Origin of the sequence: Flavivirga aquatica, from assembly GCF_001747085.1 — a bacterium.
Taxonomy (GTDB): Bacteria; Bacteroidota; Bacteroidia; order Flavobacteriales; family Flavobacteriaceae; genus Algibacter_C; species Algibacter_C aquatica.
This window is the reverse complement of the sequence record NZ_MDJD01000007.1, coordinates 574,231-593,569: the sequence shown is the minus strand read 5'-3', so window position 1 is coordinate 593,569 and position 19,339 is coordinate 574,231. Positions and strand designations below refer to the sequence as shown.

18 protein-coding genes are annotated in these 19,339 nt (G+C 29.6%); 15 read left to right on the top strand and 3 right to left on the bottom strand.

The window, feature by feature from the left end; genetic code table 11:
- Positions 1-98 precede the first annotated feature (98 nt).
- From A8C32_RS03160 to A8C32_RS20485, 3 genes are read left to right on the top strand one after another with little or no spacing between them, the layout of a single operon-like run.
- Positions 99-1,484, top strand: coding sequence for a DUF1800 domain-containing protein (locus A8C32_RS03160; RefSeq protein ID WP_069828985.1), 1,386 nt, complete (start codon positions 99-101; stop codon positions 1,482-1,484).
- Between the two features lie 2 nt (positions 1,485-1,486).
- Positions 1,487-2,677, top strand: a complete 1,191-nt coding sequence (locus tag A8C32_RS03155; RefSeq protein ID WP_069828984.1) for a DUF1501 domain-containing protein — start codon at positions 1,487-1,489, stop codon at positions 2,675-2,677.
- Positions 2,678-2,691: 14 nt separating this feature from the next.
- On the top strand, positions 2,692-2,847 hold the full coding sequence (locus A8C32_RS20485; protein ID WP_165605778.1) for a hypothetical protein: 156 nt from the start codon (positions 2,692-2,694) through the stop codon (positions 2,845-2,847).
- Positions 2,848-3,535: 688 nt separating this feature from the next.
- On the opposite strand, the gene A8C32_RS03150 is transcribed toward A8C32_RS20485, so the two are convergent.
- The 3 genes from A8C32_RS03150 to A8C32_RS03140 form a co-directional block, all read right to left on the bottom strand.
- Entirely contained in the window at positions 3,536-4,669 is a 1,134-nt protein-coding gene (locus A8C32_RS03150; RefSeq protein ID WP_069828983.1) for an ATP-binding protein, read from the bottom strand.
- A gap of 195 nt (positions 4,670-4,864) precedes the next feature.
- The gene (locus tag A8C32_RS03145; protein ID WP_240491676.1) at positions 4,865-5,329 is read right to left on the bottom strand and encodes an HD domain-containing protein; all 465 of its coding nucleotides are present in this window, start codon (positions 5,327-5,329) and stop codon (positions 4,865-4,867) included.
- A 14-nt stretch (positions 5,330-5,343) separates the two neighbouring features.
- Positions 5,344-6,105 (bottom strand): SDR family NAD(P)-dependent oxidoreductase, encoded by a 762-nt coding sequence (locus A8C32_RS03140; RefSeq protein ID WP_069828982.1) that lies wholly within the window; start codon positions 6,103-6,105, stop codon positions 5,344-5,346.
- Between the two features lie 477 nt (positions 6,106-6,582).
- Between A8C32_RS03140 and A8C32_RS03135 the strand changes: the two genes are divergently transcribed.
- The 12 genes from A8C32_RS03135 (at position 6,583) to A8C32_RS03080 (ending at position 19,249) form a co-directional block, all read left to right on the top strand.
- On the top strand, positions 6,583-7,584 hold the full coding sequence (locus A8C32_RS03135) for an AAA family ATPase (protein ID WP_069828981.1): 1,002 nt from the start codon (positions 6,583-6,585) through the stop codon (positions 7,582-7,584).
- A gap of 78 nt (positions 7,585-7,662) precedes the next feature.
- Positions 7,663-8,529: a DUF58 domain-containing protein gene (locus A8C32_RS03130; RefSeq protein ID WP_069828980.1), complete on the top strand. Its 867-nt coding sequence runs from the start codon at positions 7,663-7,665 to the stop codon at positions 8,527-8,529.
- 15 nt (positions 8,530-8,544) lie between these two features.
- Positions 8,545-10,230: a BatD family protein gene (locus A8C32_RS03125; RefSeq protein WP_240491675.1), complete on the top strand. Its 1,686-nt coding sequence runs from the start codon at positions 8,545-8,547 to the stop codon at positions 10,228-10,230.
- Positions 10,230-11,234, top strand: a complete 1,005-nt coding sequence (locus A8C32_RS03120) for a vWA domain-containing protein (protein ID WP_069828979.1) — start codon at positions 10,230-10,232, stop codon at positions 11,232-11,234. Before A8C32_RS03125 ends, A8C32_RS03120 begins: the two co-directional genes overlap by 1 nt.
- A 26-nt stretch (positions 11,235-11,260) precedes the next feature.
- The gene (locus A8C32_RS03115) at positions 11,261-12,301 is read left to right on the top strand and encodes a vWA domain-containing protein (protein WP_069828978.1); all 1,041 of its coding nucleotides are present in this window, start codon (positions 11,261-11,263) and stop codon (positions 12,299-12,301) included.
- A gap of 78 nt (positions 12,302-12,379) precedes the next feature.
- A complete protein-coding gene (locus tag A8C32_RS03110) occupies positions 12,380-13,225 on the top strand; it encodes a tetratricopeptide repeat protein (protein WP_069828977.1) in 846 nt (281 codons plus the stop codon).
- A gap of 120 nt (positions 13,226-13,345) precedes the next feature.
- Positions 13,346-15,118 (top strand): BatD family protein, encoded by a 1,773-nt coding sequence (locus A8C32_RS03105; RefSeq protein WP_069828976.1) that lies wholly within the window; start codon positions 13,346-13,348, stop codon positions 15,116-15,118.
- A gap of 1 nt (position 15,119) precedes the next feature.
- The gene (locus A8C32_RS03100) at positions 15,120-15,878 is read left to right on the top strand and encodes a tetratricopeptide repeat protein (RefSeq protein WP_069828975.1); all 759 of its coding nucleotides are present in this window, start codon (positions 15,120-15,122) and stop codon (positions 15,876-15,878) included.
- 53 nt (positions 15,879-15,931) lie between these two features.
- A complete protein-coding gene (locus tag A8C32_RS03095; protein ID WP_069828974.1) occupies positions 15,932-16,237 on the top strand; it encodes a hypothetical protein in 306 nt (101 codons plus the stop codon).
- An 82-nt stretch (positions 16,238-16,319) separates the two neighbouring features.
- Positions 16,320-17,909: a SulP family inorganic anion transporter gene (locus A8C32_RS03090; protein WP_069828973.1), complete on the top strand. Its 1,590-nt coding sequence runs from the start codon at positions 16,320-16,322 to the stop codon at positions 17,907-17,909.
- Positions 17,910-17,930: 21 nt separating this feature from the next.
- On the top strand, positions 17,931-18,560 hold the full coding sequence (locus A8C32_RS03085) for a carbonic anhydrase family protein (RefSeq protein WP_069828972.1): 630 nt from the start codon (positions 17,931-17,933) through the stop codon (positions 18,558-18,560).
- An 11-nt stretch (positions 18,561-18,571) separates the two neighbouring features.
- Positions 18,572-19,249, top strand: a complete 678-nt coding sequence (locus A8C32_RS03080; RefSeq protein WP_083253222.1) for a DUF2490 domain-containing protein — start codon at positions 18,572-18,574, stop codon at positions 19,247-19,249.
- Positions 19,250-19,339: the final 90 nt, after the last annotated feature.

The window sequence follows — 19,339 nt, the reverse complement described above, 5'->3', positions numbered from 1 at the left end:
TGCGGTAAATTTAGTTAATTGGGGTTTTAGAGTTAAACTTTTTTGTTTAATGATAGTCTAAAGGATTACAGAGTAAACAATAAAATAAGAAAGAATAGATGAAACGTAAACATATTCAACATCTTTATTGGCGTATTGGTTTTGGCATTTTACCAGCAGAACTTGAGAGGTTATCTAAAAAAAGTAAGCGACAGATTATTGATGATCTTATTGGTACTTCAAAAAAAATGAGTCCTTTGAAAATAGATACTAAGGAAATTGAAAACTTAATGGTTGGCACGTTTGAGGAAGTAAAAAAGAACATTATGGAGATTCAAAAGTTAAGTAGAAAAAAGACTATTGAATTGAATGTGGCTTGGATAGATAGACTTGCTAAACCTGAAGCGTTATTACGAGAAAAAATGACACTGTTTTGGGCTAATCATTTCGTTTGTGAAGACAATAATTTTGTATTTACACAGCAGTTTCATAATACATTACGAACACATGCTCTTGGGAACTTTAAGGATTTTGTTGTTGCCATTTCTAAAGAAGCAGCAATGACTAAATACTTAAATACAAAACAAAATCGTAAGCAGAGGCCTAATGAGAATTTTGCTAGAGAGCTTATGGAGTTGTTTACATTAGGAGTAGGTCATTATACCGAACAAGATATTAAAGAAAGCGCAAAAGCGTTTACGGGTTATAGTCATAATATGCAAGGCGAATTTGTTTTTAAAAAACATCAACATGATGAAGGGACAAAAACATTTTTTGGAAAAACAGGCCATTTTACTGGAGATGATATTATTGATATAATTCTTAAAAATAAGCAATGTGCAAGATATATTTGTGAAAAAATCTATTGCTATTTTGTTAACGATATTGTTGTTGAAAGTCATGTAAACGGCATGGTAAATGTTTTTTATGAGGATTATAATATAGAAAAACTGATGCGTTTTATGCTGCTATCCAATTGGTTTTATGATGAGAATAATATAGGAACAAAAATAAAATCACCTATTGAATTTCTGGTAGGTTTAAAAACAGTAGTTCCTGTAGATTTTAAAAAACCTAAGCAGTTACTATATATTCAAAAATTATTAGGACAAGTTTTATTAAACCCACCTAATGTAGCTGGTTGGAAAGGTGGGAAAAGCTGGATAGATAGTAATACCATAGTTTTGAGATTAAAATTACCATCTATTCTTTTAAATAGTGCTTTTATTTCTAAGGTTGAAAAAGGAGTATCAATTGATGCTGAGTTTATAGCTAATAAAAAAGAAGTCTTAAGAAACGGGTTGGGTAAGAGGTTTAAAACAGAAAGTAATTGGGTATATTTTAATAGAATGTTTAAAGGTGTTGAAATAAGTGATTTAGAAAATCACTTATTACTTTGTGATATAAATGAAAGTACGAGTTTATATTTAAACTCCTTGAAGAAAGTATCCAAACGTGAATATTGTATACAACTTATGTCATTACCTGAATATCAAATGTGTTAATTATGGACAGAAGAAAATTTTTAAAACAGTCGTCTTTAGCTAGTAGTTTATTTTTTGTTCCTAGCTTTGTAAAAGCTTTTGAGGAAGTAGCAACTGGTAGTTTAGGTTATAAAAGGTTAGTGATTATACAGTTGTCTGGGGGTAACGATGGTTTGAATACTGTTATTCCATTTAGGAATGATTTATATTATAAAGAGCGCCCTTCTTTAAGTATTCCTAAAAATCAAATTTTTAAACTTACAGACGATGTTGGTTTGCATAAAAGCTTATTTCCTTTAAAACGTTTATATGATAATGGGAATTTATCTATTATAAACAATGTAGGGTATCCAAATCCAGTAAGGTCACATTTTAGATCTATGGATATTTGGCAAACCGCTACAGATTCAGATAAGTATTTGCAAAGTGGGTGGTTAGGTCGTTATTTAGATAATTATGGAGCGCATCCTTATAACGCTATTGAGATAGATGAAAGCTTGTCCTTAGCTATGAAAGGTGATACCATGAATGCTATTGCAACTCAAGATGCTAGAATATTACATAATTTATCTAAAGATCCATATTTTAAGAATGTTAATAAGTATCAAAACGATGCGCATTTAAGTGAGCATAACTTGGGGTATTTGTATAAATCTATGATCGCCGCAGAATCTTCGGCTAAGTATATTTATGAAACGAGTAAAACTGCTACAAGTAATAAAGAATATCCTAATAATGCTTTTGGGAAACAGTTAAAGACAATGGCTCAATTTATTAATTCAGGTTTAAAAACAAAAGTGTTTTATGGTTCTTTAGGAGGGTTTGATACTCATGTAAATCAGTTAAATAAACAAAAAAAACTGTTGGAAGTTTATGCTAATGGTATAGAGGCTTTTGTTCAAGATTTAAAAGAGAATGATATGTTTAAAGACACTTTAATTTTAACTTTTTCTGAATTTGGAAGACGTGTAAAGCAAAATGCAAATATAGGTACAGATCATGGTACAGCTAATAATGTATTTATTATTGGAGATAAATTAAAGAAGCAAGGTTTGTATAATGATATGGCAAGTTTAAGTGATTTAGATGATAATGGTGATTTAAAATTTGAAATAGATTTTAGAACAATCTATGCTACAGTTTTAAATAAATGGTTAGAAGTGAATGATGAGAAGGTTTTAAATAAGACGTTTAATAAATTAAATTTTATTTAAGAGTTGTCTTTGTTTTGTTTGCTTCATTAGTATTTACCTCTTGTAATAGTGATGATGATTCAGGAGATGCTGGCTCATCAGCTTCAGGTGTAGAAATGATTACAGATTCTGATGGTCTTGCAATTAAATTTGTTTTGGATTGTTTATGGTTTTACCAAACCATAAACTGATGCAGATTTGGATTTTTTAGTGTATAATATAGATAATGAGGTGGTTGTGTTTTCTGAAAGAGAAGGTGTGTTTGAAAGTGGAGAATTTGCATCGTTTTAGTAGATGGAACATACAGAGTAACTATTGATAATTTATTAGAAAAAGGAACAGCTCAATATGCTTAATTGTTGTTGGTCTTAATGGAGTTGATTCTCGTATTATTACAGGTTCTGTTTCGGGTAATCCTGATGCAGATACTGAAATAACAGCAATGACAATAGAAAAAACTAGTACGATGTTTGTTTTTAAATAAAGTTTTTAATTATTAGATTATTTATTTAATATATTAAGAATAATAAAAGCCCATTAAACTTAGATTTAATGAGCTTTTATTTTGAATGTGAAACTCATTTGTATTCAATAAAAAACCTTGTCTCAAATATCAATTTTGCAATTGAATAGAAACAAGGTTTATATCTTAAAAAGATTAATAGCAATGCTAATGTAGTATTTTTTCAGCTAAGAAAAAAGTTTTGATTTTTAACTATGTATTATTTTTGTTAAATTATTGAAAATTCTTTGTATAAAATACCTAATTATTTGCTGTAGTTCTTGTTTTTTAAGAGCTATTAGGTGTTTAATCGAATATTGTGGTCTTTTATGAATTAATATAGCCTTGAATATTCTTCTTTTATAAGAATAAAAGTTTTAGCTGTACTTTACTTTTCTTAAAATTCTTAAAGCTTCCTTATGTAAACCATATAATTGCTTGCCGTAATTTTTTAAATAAGGTTTAGCTTCATTAAGTTTATAAATGGCTTCATGAAATAAATTAAGGTAACATATTAAGTAGGTTGCAGGTAAGTTTTTTAAATCTGTTTCCTCACTTTTGGTAAGAGGTATTCCTTTTTTTAGTTTTTCTAAAATAGCATTATTGGTGTTGTAAATATGATGCAGTACTTTTTTATCAAATTGAGGGGGTTGAAATAAAAGAGTGGTTTCTATATTGTAATTAGCATTATCTTCAAACTTAATTAAGGTTTCTTCTAAAGGATAATATTTGTTAGAATCTTGAAGCCCTAGATTTACATATTCAATAATTTTAAAACTATTGTTGTCGAAAGAAATAGAGACTTCGTCTAAAGCAGAAAAGAATAAACGAACTTGCTCGTTTATTAATTCAATATCTACTCTGGAAAAGAAAATTTCATCTTTAACTACTTTTTTTTGTCCAGCCCAACAGACTACAAAATATTCTTTAAATACTTTGTATTGAGCATTGTAGTCTTTACGAGTGTTCATGAAATCAAATACGCCGTTAAGTGTGTGCTCTATATTGTTTTGAGCATTATTTTCAATAGCTTCAACAATTTTAGAATTAACGTCTTTTATTTCAATATCAAAAACTTTTGGCATGCTTATACTGCCATCTCTTAAAAATACAGAGCCTCCGTAATACTTCCAAATATTCTTTCTTAAAGATGTTATTTCGTCAATAGGTCTAATAGTTACTAAGCCAACAACTTTGTCGTCTGGCAAGTGTGGAAATGGAATGTTTTCATACTGTACTATGGGAGGGTTTGTTAAATAAGCATTAATTAGATTTTGTATTTTGCTATCATCAAAAAAATCTACACCAATAATATTGTTGTCTTCATCTTCAACACCAATAACTATAAAAGAGTTGTTTTTAGGGTTACTGTTAGATAGTGCGCAAATATGCTTTAAAAATTTGGCTTTACCTTCTTTTTGACCAATATCGATTTTTCGTTTTTTGTCATAAAAACTATTCTCATCATTATGAGCTAAAAGGTGTTTTATAAGTAAACGTTTATTAATCATAGCAATTTCCTGTTAAGACAAGAATATTATTTTATAATAACTCTATTTCTTTTAAAATGTTTTCTCTTGCCTGTGCTTCAAAATTAGTTTGATAAGTCTCAGTGAAATATAATGTTTTTCGTTCTAAAAAATGTTGTAAAACCTTCTTTCTTCCTTTGTTATAAATAAAATCTGGGTATATAGCGTACTCTTTTCTTATGCTATTAGTGTATTTTTATAAGTGTCGTAATTACTTCCTAAGATAGATAAATCAATGTCTAGTAAATACGCATTATCATTATTATTGGTTAGGATTATTTCATGTTTTTGTGTGGAAATAATTAGATTTTGAATGGTTTCTAATGCTTTTTCTTCAACATTTAGTGTTTTAAGTTTGTTTTTGGCTAAAAGTGCGCTTTTTTCTTCGTTATTGTTTTTACTAGGTTTATAGATGATGTCATGATACCAGATAGCTAATAAAAAAGTGTCATAATCTACAATAGATTCTTTTAAGGTTTCCGCTTGACGGAACATGTTGGCTAGATGTAATAGATTGTGGTAATGGCGTATTTTAAGGGTGTACTGTTTTTCTATTTCTTCCCATAGTTGATTGATGATAGATTGGTCTGAGCTAAATTTTATTGCTAATTGTTGCCATGTTTCTTTTAGGTGATTAGTCATGGTGTTTATTCGTTTTAAAAATCTTTTTTAACAGTGGTGCTATTTGCCTGTGCAGTTGGGAATACTAATAAATCGGCAATGTTTACATGAGGAGGTCTTGATACAGCAAAATAAATTATTTCGGCAATATCACTAGCCTGTAAAGCTTTAAATCCTGTATAAACAGAGTCTGCAATAGCATCACCCTTAAAACGAACTTGAGAAAATTCGGTTTCAACCAAACTAGGATTTATAGAACCTACTTTTATGCCAAATGGATTTAAATCTAAGCGCATGCCTTCTGTAATTGCTAAAACAGCATGCTTGCTGGCGCAATACACATTGCCTTTTGGGTATACTTCTTTTCCTGCTGAAGAACCAATGTTAATAATGTGTCCAGATTGGTGCTCTGTCATTTGCGGAATAATAGCTTTGCTTACATAAAGTAATCCTTTTACATTTATGTCCATCATAGCATCCCAGTCATCAATATTACCTTCGTTTATAGAATCTAATCCATGGGCGTTTCCAGCATTGTTTATAAGTATGTCTATCTTTTTAAATTTCTCAGGAAGAGATTCTATAGCTTGAAAAGTCTTTGTTTTATCTCGTATATCAAAGTTTAAAATATGAACATTAACTAATTGTTCTAAGGCTTTCTGTATAGTATTTAAACGTTCTAGCCTTCTGCCGCATAAAACTAAATTAATGCCTTGTTTTGCGAATTCATAGGCAGCTGCTTCACCTATTCCGCTTGTTGCTCCAGTGATTAAAGCTATTTTGTTTGTTTTTTTCAATGTAATTAAAGTGTTATGTTGATAGTTTTTAAAAGTTGTGCGTTTTTACAAATCAAGTATAAAAATACTTAAAAACAGGTTTAATATGATGTTAATAATTTTAAATTGTGATTGATGTGTGTTTATTGAATAGTAAAGGTTGATTTTTGTAGTTTTAGATTAGAAATCAGGATTATAAGATTAAAAAAAAAGTGATTTTTAATGAATTAATTTGATGGGTATGTCTTTTGTTTTTTCAACATGGAAATCCTTTTGAAATATTGCATTTTAATATATTTAGGTACTTTTAAAGAAGCATGAAAACGATAAAAGGTAATATTTAAGAATAACTTATAATAAATATTTGTTAAATACTATGTTTGTTGAGGTTGGTATATATTTTTAACCAATCTTTAACAGCTTTTGAATAAAATTTTTTACAATTTGCATTGCTCGAATAAGGGTGTTATATTCGGGGTTTTAATTAAATAAAAAATGATGGAAGAAACAGGTACAATTGATATTAAGGCAATTAATGAGAAAATTGAAAAGGAAAGTGCTTTTGTTGATTTACTGATGCTAGAGATGAATAAAGTCATCGTTGGGCAAAAGCATATGGTAGAACGTTTGCTTATAGGTCTATTAGGGCAAGGGCATATTTTGCTAGAAGGTGTGCCCGGGTTAGCAAAAACATTAGCTATTAATACATTATCACAAGCTGTAGATGGTAGTTTTAGCAGGATACAGTTTACTCCAGATTTATTGCCAGCAGATGTAACAGGAACATTAATTTACAATATGAAGGTTAATGATTTCTCTATAAAAAAAGGGCCAATTTTCGCAAACTTTGTTTTGGCAGATGAGATTAATAGAGCGCCAGCAAAAGTGCAGTCTGCTCTATTAGAGGCTATGCAAGAAAAGCAGGTGACAATTGGTGACGAAACATTTAAATTAGATAAGCCGTTTTTAGTAATGGCAACTCAAAATCCTGTAGAACAAGAAGGAACTTACCCATTGCCAGAAGCGCAGGTAGACCGTTTTATGTTAAAAACGGTTATAGACTACCCGAAAATTGATGAGGAACAACTTATTATGAGAGCCAATCTTAAAGGTTCTTGGGATAAAGTAAATCCTGTCGTTTCTGTAGACCAAATATTAAAAGCTCAAAAGGCTGTTAAGGAGGTTTACATGGATGAAAAAATAGAAAAGTATATCCTTGATATTATATTCGCTACACGTTATCCTGAAAAATATAAACTTGCCGATTTAAAACCGCTAATTTCTTTTGGAGCATCACCACGTGGAAGTATCAATTTAGCAACCGCAGCAAAATGTTATGCATTTATTAAGCGTAGAGGTTATGTGATTCCAGAAGATGTTCGCGCAATTGTTTACGATGTATTACGTCATAGAATAGGTATTACATATGAAGCAGAAGCCGAAAATGTAACATCACTAGATATTATAAATAAAATTGTAAACGAAATAGAAGTGCCTTAATAGTTTATATGTTTAACTGTTTATTCGGTTAAGCAGAAAACGATTAAACGATTTAATAATTCAACATTTCAACAACAATTGGATACCAAAGAATTACTAAAAAAAGTACGAAAAATAGAGATTAAGACACGTCGGTTGTCTGATCATATTTTTGGAGGAGAATACCATTCTACTTTCAAAGGACGTGGTATGACTTTTAGTGAAGTGCGTCAGTATCAATTTGGAGATGATGTGCGTAGTATAGACTGGAACGTTACAGCACGTTACAACGAGCCTTATGTTAAGGTTTTCGAAGAAGAACGAGAACTTACTATGATGCTCATGGTAGATATTTCTGGTTCCGAATTATTTGGTACAGAACAACAGTTCAAAAATGAAGTAGTTACCGAAATTGCAGCAACACTAGCATTTTCAGCAACTCAAAATAATGATAAAATAGGACTTATTCTGTTTTCAGATAAAGTAGAACTATTCATTCCTCCTAAAAAAGGACGATCGCATGTACTGCGTATTATTAGAGAGTTAATAGAGTTTGAGCCAGAAAGTAAACAAACTAATTTGGTTGAAGCTTTAAAGTTTTTATCCAATGTGATGAAGAAAAAAGCGATTGTATTTGTGTTGTCCGATTTTATAGCAGATGATTATCATCAAACTATGAAAATTGTTTCAGGTAAGCACGATGTAACAGGAATACGAGTTTATGATAAGCGAGAAGAAGAGATACCCAATTTAGGTATGGTACAAATGCAGGATGAAGAAACAGGCGAGCTTATGTTAGTAAATACATCTTCGAAAAAAGTACGCCTTAATTACGGTAAATTCTATCATGAAAAAGTAGAATATTATAAAGATAGTTTTAAAAAGGCAGGAGCAGGAACTATAGATTGTATGGTAGGCGAAAGTTATGTAAAAAAACTATTAGGTTATTTTAAACGTAGAGGATAAAACGATTTTAGATTTATGATTAATGATTTTAGATATAAGAAATTAAAAAAAGAACATAAGAATATAGAGAGATTTAGATTTCCGTCTTCTGCCTTATGTCTTCCGTCTATTCTCTTTTTTCTTTTTTCTTTTTTCTCATTCGCACAAGTAAAGTCATCAATAGAAACTAACTCTATTAAAATTGGTGAGCAAATTACGTACGAAATTCAAGTAGAGGCAGATGCAAATAGTTTAGTTGTTTTTCCAGAAGGACAAACCTTTGCGCCTCTAGAAATGATAGAATCTTATCAAATAGATACTACTAAAAATAATGACAAGTATAACCTTATAAAAAGGTATGGTTTAACACAATTCGATTCTGGAGCATATACCATTCCAAGACAAAAAATAATTATTGGAGATAAAACCTTTTTTACAGACTCATTAAAAGTTGAGGTTAATGAAATTATAGTAGATACTACAAAACAGGGGCTCTATGATATTAAACCCATTGTAGAAGTTAAAAAAACAGGTAGCGATTGGTGGAAATATATGCTGCTAATATTTTTAATAATTGGAGCCGTAGCCTTTTTATTATATTGGTTTATTTGGAGAAAAAAACCTTTAACAGAAGAGGAGCAAATAGCTTTATTACCTCCTTATGATAGAGCTAAATTGGCATTAAAAAAATTAGACGAAAGTCATTATTTAGAGCAAGAAGAATTAAAAGATTACTATTCCGAATTAACATTAATTATTAGGAAATACTTAGATGAGAAAGTTTATGACCGGGCTTTAGAAAGTACCACAGATGAACTTATTAATAGACTTAATTTACTTAAAGATGGTAATCAAATAGATTTAAGTAAAGAAGATATTAAAAAATTAGAGAGTATTTTAAAACGTGCAGATTTAGTAAAGTTTGCAAAATCTGCTCCAGATGTAGAGTTAGCAAAATTAGATAGAAATACTATTGATATTGAAATAGATCAAGTAAAAGAAGCTTTGCCAGAACCTACTGAAGAGGAAAAACTTTTAGATCAAAAATATAAAGAAGAACAAGAGCGTAAAAAGAAGCGAAATAAAATAATAATAACCGTAGTTATAAGTATCTTTTTGTTAATAGCAACATTTACTGGTTTTTCAATAAAATACGGTTTTAATTATGTGAAAGATACCATTTTTGGTCATGAGAGTAAAGAACTTCTAGAAGGAGAAGATTGGGTAACTAGTGCCTATGGTATTCCTCCAATAACAATTACAACACCAGAGGTTTTAAAAAGAATGAGTCCTAAGTTGCCAGAACAATTAGCGCAACAAATAGACTTAACCCAGTTTGGTTATGGTACTTTAGCAAGTAAACTTAATATTATAGTAGCTACAACTAAGGTTAAAAATTTAGGAGAAAATAAATTAGAAGCCCAACAAGCTGTAGATGGTAGTTTGAAAATTTTAGAAGAAGCTGGCGCTAAAAATATTATTACAATGAGTGATAAATTTGTTACACCAAATGGAGCTGAAGGTTTAAAAATATATGGAACTTTAGAAATACCTATTCCAAATTCTGATAAAATTGAAAAAGGAAATTATACTATTTTAGGGTTTGTAGCTGAAAATGTGGTGCAACAAATCTTGATTTCATGGAAAAAAAATGATGTTTATGCAGACCAAATGGCAGAGCGAATTTTAAATTCAGTTGAACTTAAAAATGATGAAGAATAATGTTTGATGGCATTCAATTTTTAAATAAAGAATTTTTTTGGTTATTACTAGTACTTCCGTTAGCAATAGTCTGGTATGTGTTTAAACACAAAAGCCAAACAGCAGAACTAAAAATATCAAGTTTAAAAGGGTTTAAAATTACTAATTCTTGGTTGCCTAAATTAAGACACTTATTATTTGTTTTGCGTTTAGTAGCATTAGGTTTATTAATTGTAGCTATAGCTAGACCCCAATCTGTTGATGTATCAACAAAAACAAAAACAACAAGAGGTATAGATATTGTTATGGCAATAGATGTATCTGCAAGTATGCTGGCAAAAGACTTATCTCCAAATAGATTAGAAGCCTTAAAAAAAGTAGCAGCAGAATTTATAAAAGGAAGACCAAATGATAGAATTGGTTTAGTCGAATATGCAGGAGAAAGCTATACAAAAACACCTATTACTAGTGATAAATCTATAGTAATACGATCTTTAAGAAGTATTAAGTATAATAATATTATCGAAGGAGGTACTGCTATAGGTATGGGTTTAGCGACTTCTGTAAATAGATTAAAAGATAGTAAAGCAACTAGTAAAGTTATTATTTTATTAACAGATGGTGTAAATAATTCTGGCTTTATAGATCCAAAAATAGCAAGTGAATTAGCGGTTGAGTATGGTATAAAAACATACACTATTGGTTTAGGAACTAATGGAATGGCTTTATCTCCTATTGGTATATTACCAAACGGTACTTTTCAATATGGACGTGTACAAGTAGAAATTGATGAAGTATTACTTAAAGAAATCGCACAAGTAACAGGCGGGAAGTATTTTAGAGCTACTAATAATAAAAAGTTAGAAGACATATATAAAGAGATTAACAAACTAGAAAAAACAGAAGTAGAAGAATTTAAGTTTTATAATTACGAAGAAAAGTATCGAATTTTAGTGATTTTAGCGGGGTTATTGCTGTGCGTTGAATTGCTATTACGTTTTACGATTTTTAGAAGTTTTGTATAAAATTTAATAATTGAAGATTAATAAATATGTTTGATTTATTAGAAGAAAAAATATGGTTTTGGGCATTATTAATCATTCCAGTGATAGTAGTGTTCTTTCTGTTGCTTCAAATTTGGAAAAGAAGTACCCAAAAGAAGTTTGCAAATAAAGAAATGATAAATAGGTTAAGCCCTAACAAATCAGTTTTTAAATCGGTATTAAAAATATTAATGTTTTGCTTAGCATTTGCTTGTTTAGTAATAGCATTAGTAAACCCTAAAAATGGTACAAAATTAGAGACTGTTAAAAGAGAAGGTGTCGATATTGTTTTTGCAATAGATGTTTCTAAAAGTATGTTGGCAGAAGATATTGCTCCAAATCGATTAGAAAAATCGAAACAATTAGTAACACAAATAGTAAATAATTTAGCAAGTGATCGTATTGGTATAATTGCTTATGCAGCCAAAGCATTTCCTCAATTACCTATAACAACAGATTATGCTTCTGCAAAAATGTTTTTGCAAGGCATGAATACAGATATGCTATCATCTCAAGGAACTGCTATTAATGAAGCTATCAAATTGGCGAAAACTTATTTTGATGATGAAGAGCAAACTAACCGTGTGCTTATTATTATCTCGGATGGAGAAGATCATAGTGAAGAAGCTGCATTAGTAGCCGAAGAAGCCAATAAAGAAGGCATTAGAATTTTTACAATTGGTGTTGGAGATGTAAAAGGAGGTCCCATTCCAGAAAAACGAAATGGGGTTATCTTAAATTATAAAAAAGATCGTCAAGGAGAAACTGTCATTACGCGTTTAAATGAAAAAACCCTTAAAAGTATTGCCGAAGAAGCCAATGGCGCTTATATAAATGGAAAAAACACGCATGATGTTGTAGAGAAGATTCGTGAAATTTTAAACAAAATGGATAAAACGGAATTTGAAGCGAAACAATTTGCCGATTTTAAAGATCAATTCCAATGGTTTTTAGGGTTTGGTATTTTCTTTTTGCTTTTAGATGTATTTTTATTAGACCGAAAAACAGGATGGTTGAAAAAGTTAAACCTATTCAATGAAAACTTTTAAGTTTTCTATAAAAAGACCATTATTTTATAAATTTTTTAACGAATAAAAATCATTAGGTTTTTTATATTAGAAATAAAAATGAAACAATTAGTAGCTTTAATATTAGTATGTATATCAGCATTTTCTTTTGCACAAGAAAAAGAAGAGTTATTAGCTTTAAAAAAAGCAAATAATCATGTGTATAAAGCAAATACTTTGATAAATGGAGATGATTTTGTTTCTGCAGAAATGGAATACAGAAAAGCAATTTCAAAACAGCCTAATAGTGTTGCTGGAATGTATAATTTAGGTAATTCGTATTATAATAAAGAGAATTATGAAGCGGCCTTATATAGGCATCAACAAGCAGCTAAAAGTGCAACTTCAAAAGAAGAAAAACATAAAGCATTTCATAATATAGGAAATACTTTAATGAAAAATAAGAATTATAAAGAAGCTATTGAAGCTTATAAAGATGCCCTAAGAAATAATTCTACAGATGAGGAGACTCGTTATAATTTAGCCTTAGCTAAGAAAAAGCAAAAAGAAGAAGAGAAAAAGCAAGACCAAAATAAGGACGATAAAAAGGACGACAAGGATAAGAAAGACGAAAATAAAGACAATAAAGATAAAAAAGACGATAAAGAAAACAACGACAAAGAAAAGGATAATAAGGAAGGAGACGATAAAGAAGACAAAAAGGATAAAGGAGACGAAGAGAAAAAAGAAGATGATAAGAAAGATAAGCCTAAGGATAAAAAAGATGATAAAGGTAAAGGAGATGAAAAAGAGAAACAACAACCTAAGCCCCAACCTGGGCAGCTATCTCCTCAACAAATAAAGAGTTTATTAGAAGCCATGAATAATCAAGAGCAGAAAGTTCAAGAAAAAATGAATGCTGAAAAGCAAAAAGGCGTAAAAGTGAAAACTGAAAAAGATTGGTAGTTTGAAGAAAGCTTTAGATGGAAACAACCAATTAATATTCAATTTTTTGAAGTAGCATTAAAACATCGAAAAGTAATAAATCAAATACTAAAAATCATTAGTCGTTGTTCATTAATTATTATGAAACTAATAAAATACATATACATATTACTATTCATACTTACAGCAAGTATAACATCAGCGCAAGTAAAATTTGAGGCAAAAATAAGTAAGCAAAAATTAGGAGTAAATGAGCGTTTACGTATTGATTTTGATATGAATCAAGACGGAGATAATTTTAATCCACCAGATTTTGCAAACTTTACAGTTGTAGGAGGTCCAAATCAATCTGTTAGTAACTCTTGGATAAACGGGGTTAGATCTTATAAGAAAACATATAGTTATTTTTTAGCTCCAAAAAAACGAGGGAACTTTACAATTTCTCAAGCTACTATAAATATTAAGGGAGAAATTTATAAAACGCAACCCAAAAAAATTCAAGTCACAGCTGCGGTAGATATTCCAAAAGATCCTAACGACCCAAAATACTTAGCTTCAGAAAACATTCATTTAGTTGCAGAAGTTTCTAAAAGTAACCCTTATTTAAATGAAGCTATTACTGTCGTTTATAAACTGTATGTTTCTCCTAAAATAGCTGTAGATAATTGGAATGAAATAGACAGTCCAAGATATAATGATTTTTGGAGTCAGAGCATAAATACTAGAGGACAAAAAGTTCAAAATGGTACCTATAATGGAGAAGAATATCGATATTTAGTTTTAAGAAAAACCGTATTATATCCTCAAAAAACAGGAAAATTAAATATAGAACCACTAAGTTTAGATATAGCATTACGTGTACCAACAAACAGACGTGATATTTTTGGGAGCTTCTTAATGACCAGAGTTAATAAAACGATATCTGCAGGTAATAAAACAATTAATGTAAAACCATTACCAGAGAAAGGTAAACCAGTTGATTTTACAGGTGCAGTTGGTATTTTTAGTTTTGATGTAGCATCATCTAAAACAGAATTAGATGCATCAGAGTCTTTACAATTAAAAGTAGAAGTAAAAGGTAATGGTAATTTAAAACTGTTTAAACTACCAAAAATATCATTACCAAGTTCTTTAGAGGTTTATGAGCCTGAACATAAGGAAAATGTGAAAACCAATTTATCTGGTATGCAAGGAAGTATTTCAGATAGTTATACTGTAGTACCTCAATATAAAGGCAAATATCCAATACCAAGTATTTCGTTTTCATATTTTGATTTAAAAACAGAAAGCTATAAGCGATTATCTTCAGATGAGTTATTGATTAATGTTTTAAATGGACCGAATAGTAAAAGTGCTAATGGAGATAATACAACCTCAAACAATAACAAGCAAACAGTAGTTTTTAATAACGATCAATTCGCTTTTATAAAAACAAAAACAAGTTTTTTTAATATAAAACAGAGTTATTTTTTTAAAAGTAGCTTGTTTTGGTCTTTACTATTTTTGCCCTTTTTAGCAATTCCTTTAGTTATTTTAGTTAGAAAGAAAAAAGCTATTAGAGATGCAGACGTATCTGGAAATAGAATACGAAAAGCAGATAAATTGGCAAGAAAATATTTAAGTAGCGCAAAAAAATCTTTAGGTAAAAAAGAAGATTTTTATATCGCTTTAGAGAAAGCATTGCATAACTATTTAAAGGCGAAATTACATATTGAAACTAGTGATTTAAGTAAAGATAAAATCAATAACCTACTAGAAGAAAGACAGGTTGATACTGCCGTTATTAAAAGTTTTATAAGTATTGTAGGAAATTGTGATTTAGCACGTTACACGCCTATAGATACTGTGACTATGCAAGAAGATTATGATAAAGCAGCAAAAACAATTTCTTTAATTGATAAACAAGCACGTTAAGATGAAAAAGGTAATATACATACTATCATTTTTGTTAAGTTTTGGTGTTTTTGCAGAAAATGATATTTTATTTAAAAAAGCGAATGCATTATATAACCAGGGTAAATATGCTGAAGCTATAGAAAAATATGATAATATTTTAGAAACAGGAAAACATTCTGCCGACTTATATTTTAATTTGGCAAATGCACATTATAAACTTAATAACATAGCACCAAGTATTTATTTTTATGAGAAAGCGTTGCATTTGGCTCCTAATGATAGCGACATAAAAAACAATATAGCTTTTGCTAGAAATATGACTGTTGATGATATTGATGTGATTCCAGAAGTAGGATTTTCGAAAATTATAAAAAGTATTTCAAACAAGATGTCTTTTGATGCTTGGGCAAAGGTAGCTGTTGGTTTCGTTTTCTGTTTTGTTATATTATTTTTAGCATATTATTTTGTGTATTCAACATTAAATAAAAGATTAGCATTTATTGGTAGTACACTATCATTACTACTATTGTTTGTTGCTTTATTCTTTGCTTTTCATAAATATAATATAGATAAAAAGGATAACCCTGCTATTATATTTGCTCAGGAAAGTAAAGTTAAAAGTGAACCAAATATAAGAAGTGAAGAATCTTTTAGACTTCATGAAGGAACAAAAGTTCAAGTTATAGACGACGTTAATAATTGGAAAAAAATAAAGCTTTCTGATGAGAAAACAGGTTGGGTTTCTTCTAAAGATGTTAAATTGTTGAACAACTATTAATTATTCTGTAACAAAAGAAATGGTATATTTGCTTTATTAAAATCTCGAATTTAATGACAAAAAACATAGTTTCGTTAATCTTATCACTAATATTTGTTGCTTTTTTAGTAGCACCTACTATTATTGTTATGGTTGATGATTCTGTTGATATATCTTTCTTTTATGATTCCTCTGACGAAGAAGAAAAAGGAAACGAAAAAAATAAGGATATAGAAATATTAGTTTTTAAAGATTTTCATTGCGAAGCAGATTTTGATTCCTTGGAAGAAGAAAACATTTTAGAGTATTTTTTTAAAAACTACCCTAAACCTCATTTAAATCTTATTTCTCCTCCACCAGAACACATATTATATATTTAATTTATTGGCTTATTATTAAAGCCCCTTATTTATTTTAATTGCTTTTGGTTTATTTAACCAAAGGCCAAAACTTTATTATAATATGTTTAAAACAATTAAAAATGACTTGCCAGCGAGTATAGTTGTATTTTTTGTCGCATTACCTTTATGTTTAGGTATTGCTTTAGCAAGTGGTGCGCCACTTTTTTCAGGTTTAATTTCAGGAATTATTGGAGGTGTAGTTGTAGGTGCCTTAAGTGGGTCTAAAATTGGAGTGAGTGGTCCTGCAGCTGGATTAGCAGCTATTGTTCTTGTTTCTATAAATTCATTAGGTTACGAAAAATTTTTAGTAGCTGTAGTAATTGGAGGTATAATTCAAATATTGTTCGGTGCATTAAGGTTGGGGATAATTGGTTACTATTTTCCTTCATCAGTAATAAAAGGGATGCTAACAGGAATAGGGATTATTATTATTTTAAAAGAGATTCCATATTTTTTTGGGATGGATAAAAATCCACAAGGAGATTTTGCCTTTCTTCAACTAGATGGTGAAAATACAATCTCAGGATTATTAAATGCGATAAATGCATTATTAAGCGGGAATATTAGTATTGGATCCACTTTTATTGCATTAGTAGCAATAGGAATATTAATTTTATGGTCTAATGTTTTATCAAAAAAAGGAAGAATATTCCAGTTAGTTCAAGGGCCTTTAGTTGCAGTATTAATAGGGATTATATTTTATATTTTAACTAAAGATGGCACATTTAATATTATCAAGGATAATCTTGTGTCTGTTCCTGTTCCAGAAAATTTTAATAGTTTTTTAGGTCAATTTAGTTTTCCTAATTTTGAAGCTATAGGTAATTCTGAAGTTTGGGTTACTGGTTTTACGATAGCGTTAGTAGCTTCACTTGAAACACTGCTTTGTGTTGAAGCAACAGATAAACTAGACCCGCACAAAAACGTGACACCCACCAATAGAGAATTATTTGCTCAAGGAACAGGAAATATACTTTCTGGTTTAATAGGAGGTTTACCTATTACACAAGTAATCGTAAGAAGTTCTGCGAATATACAATCTGGAGGCGTATCAAAATTATCGGCTATTATGCATGGATTTTTCTTATTAATTTCAGTGATTTTAATTCCTAAATTATTAAATATGATTCCTTTGTCTGTATTGGCAGCCGTATTGTTTATAGTAGGATACAAACTTGCTAAACCCTCAACATTCAAAAAAATGTTTAGTTTAGGTTGGAAACAATGGATTCCTTTTATGGTTACAGTGCTAGGAATTGTATTTATTGATTTACTCTGGGGAATTGGTTTAGGTTTAGTAGTAGGTATTGTCGTAATTCTTATTAAAAGTTACCAAAACTCACACTTTTTACATATTGAAGACAAGAGTAATGGAAAGCATAAAATTAAAATGACTTTAGCAGAAGAAGTAACTTTCTTTAATAAAGGAGCCATTTTAAAAGAATTAGATAGTTTGCCAATAGACACCGATTTGGAATTGGATGTTAGAAAAACTAGATATTTAGATAATGATATTATTGAAATTCTTGATGATTTTGCATTAAAAGCCAAAGAAAGAAATATTGATATTCATTTAGTATCAGAAAGAGGTACGGTTGAAAACCCGTCTAGTTTTATAGAGTTTTTTAAACTACGCCCAAAAACGGCATAATTAATTAAAAAAACGTAAAAAATGAAAGCACATACAAGAGAAACACAAGCAACAATGACTCCAGAAAAGTCATTACAATATTTAAAAGAAGGAAATGTTAGATTTCAGAAAAATTTAAAAGCAAATAGAAACCTATTAGAACAAGTTAATGATACTAGCGAAGGACAATTTCCGTTTGCAACCATTTTAAGTTGTATAGATTCTAGAGTATCGGCAGAGTTAGTTTTCGATCAAGGTTTAGGTGATATCTTTAGTGTGAGAATTGCAGGGAATTTTGTGAATGAAGATATTTTAGGAAGCATGGAGTTTGCGTGTAAACTAGCAGGAACAAAACTTATTGTAGTTTTAGGACATACAAGTTGTGGTGCTGTTAAAGGTGCTTGTGATGATGCTAAATTAGGTAACTTAACAGCGATGTTAGATAAAATTAAACCGGCGGTAAAGACTGTAGTAACTCCAGAAGACCCAAATTTAAGGAACTCATCAAATATAGAGTTTGTAAACGATGTTGCAGAAAAAAATGTTCTTTTAACTATAGATAGAATAAAGAAAGAGAGTAGCGTATTAGCAGAAATGCAAAATAAAGGAGAGATAAAAATTATTGGAGCCATGTACGATATTCATTCTGGAGCAGTAGCATTTTACGAATAAACGCCTTAGTAATGGGGAAAAAAAAGATGGAGAAGAAAGTAAATATAGTAGCATTAATATTCGCGTTAATGCTACCTATATTTGTACAAAGTCAAGATAGTAATTTGGGGAATTGGTTAATATATATTGGTAATAAAAAGCTAAACTCAAAATGGAATGTTCATAATGAGGTGCAATACAGGAATTATGATGCTATTGGAGATCTAGAACAATTACTTTTAAGGACAGGTTTAGGTTACACTTTTAATGAAAAGAAAAGTAATATTTTATTAGGTTACGGTTATATTAAATCTGAAAATTATACAGGAACCACTAATAATAAAGTATCGGTTAACGAACATAGAATTTTCCAACAATTTATTTCAGGACAAAAAGTTGGTAATGTTAAATTAAGCCATCGTTATAGATTTGAGCAACGTTTTGTTGAAGATGATTTTAAGTTAAGATTCAGGTATTTTTTAGGCTTAAAAATACCGTTAAGCAATAAGGAAAAGAATAAATATTACTTATCTGCTTACAATGAAATATTTTTAAATAGTAAAACAGCTATATTCGATAGAAATAGGGTTTATGGAGGACTTGGTTATAATCTAAATAAAAATATAAGATTTGAATTTGGGTACATGAATCAGTTTTTTGAAACAGCCAGCAGAGATCAATTAAATATGATCGCATTTGTTACATTTTAAAACCTTAATAATATAGATTGAAAGTGAATACTTAAAGTATTCGCTTTTTTTTTGATCTAATATAAGTTAACTTAGGTCTTTTAAAAAACA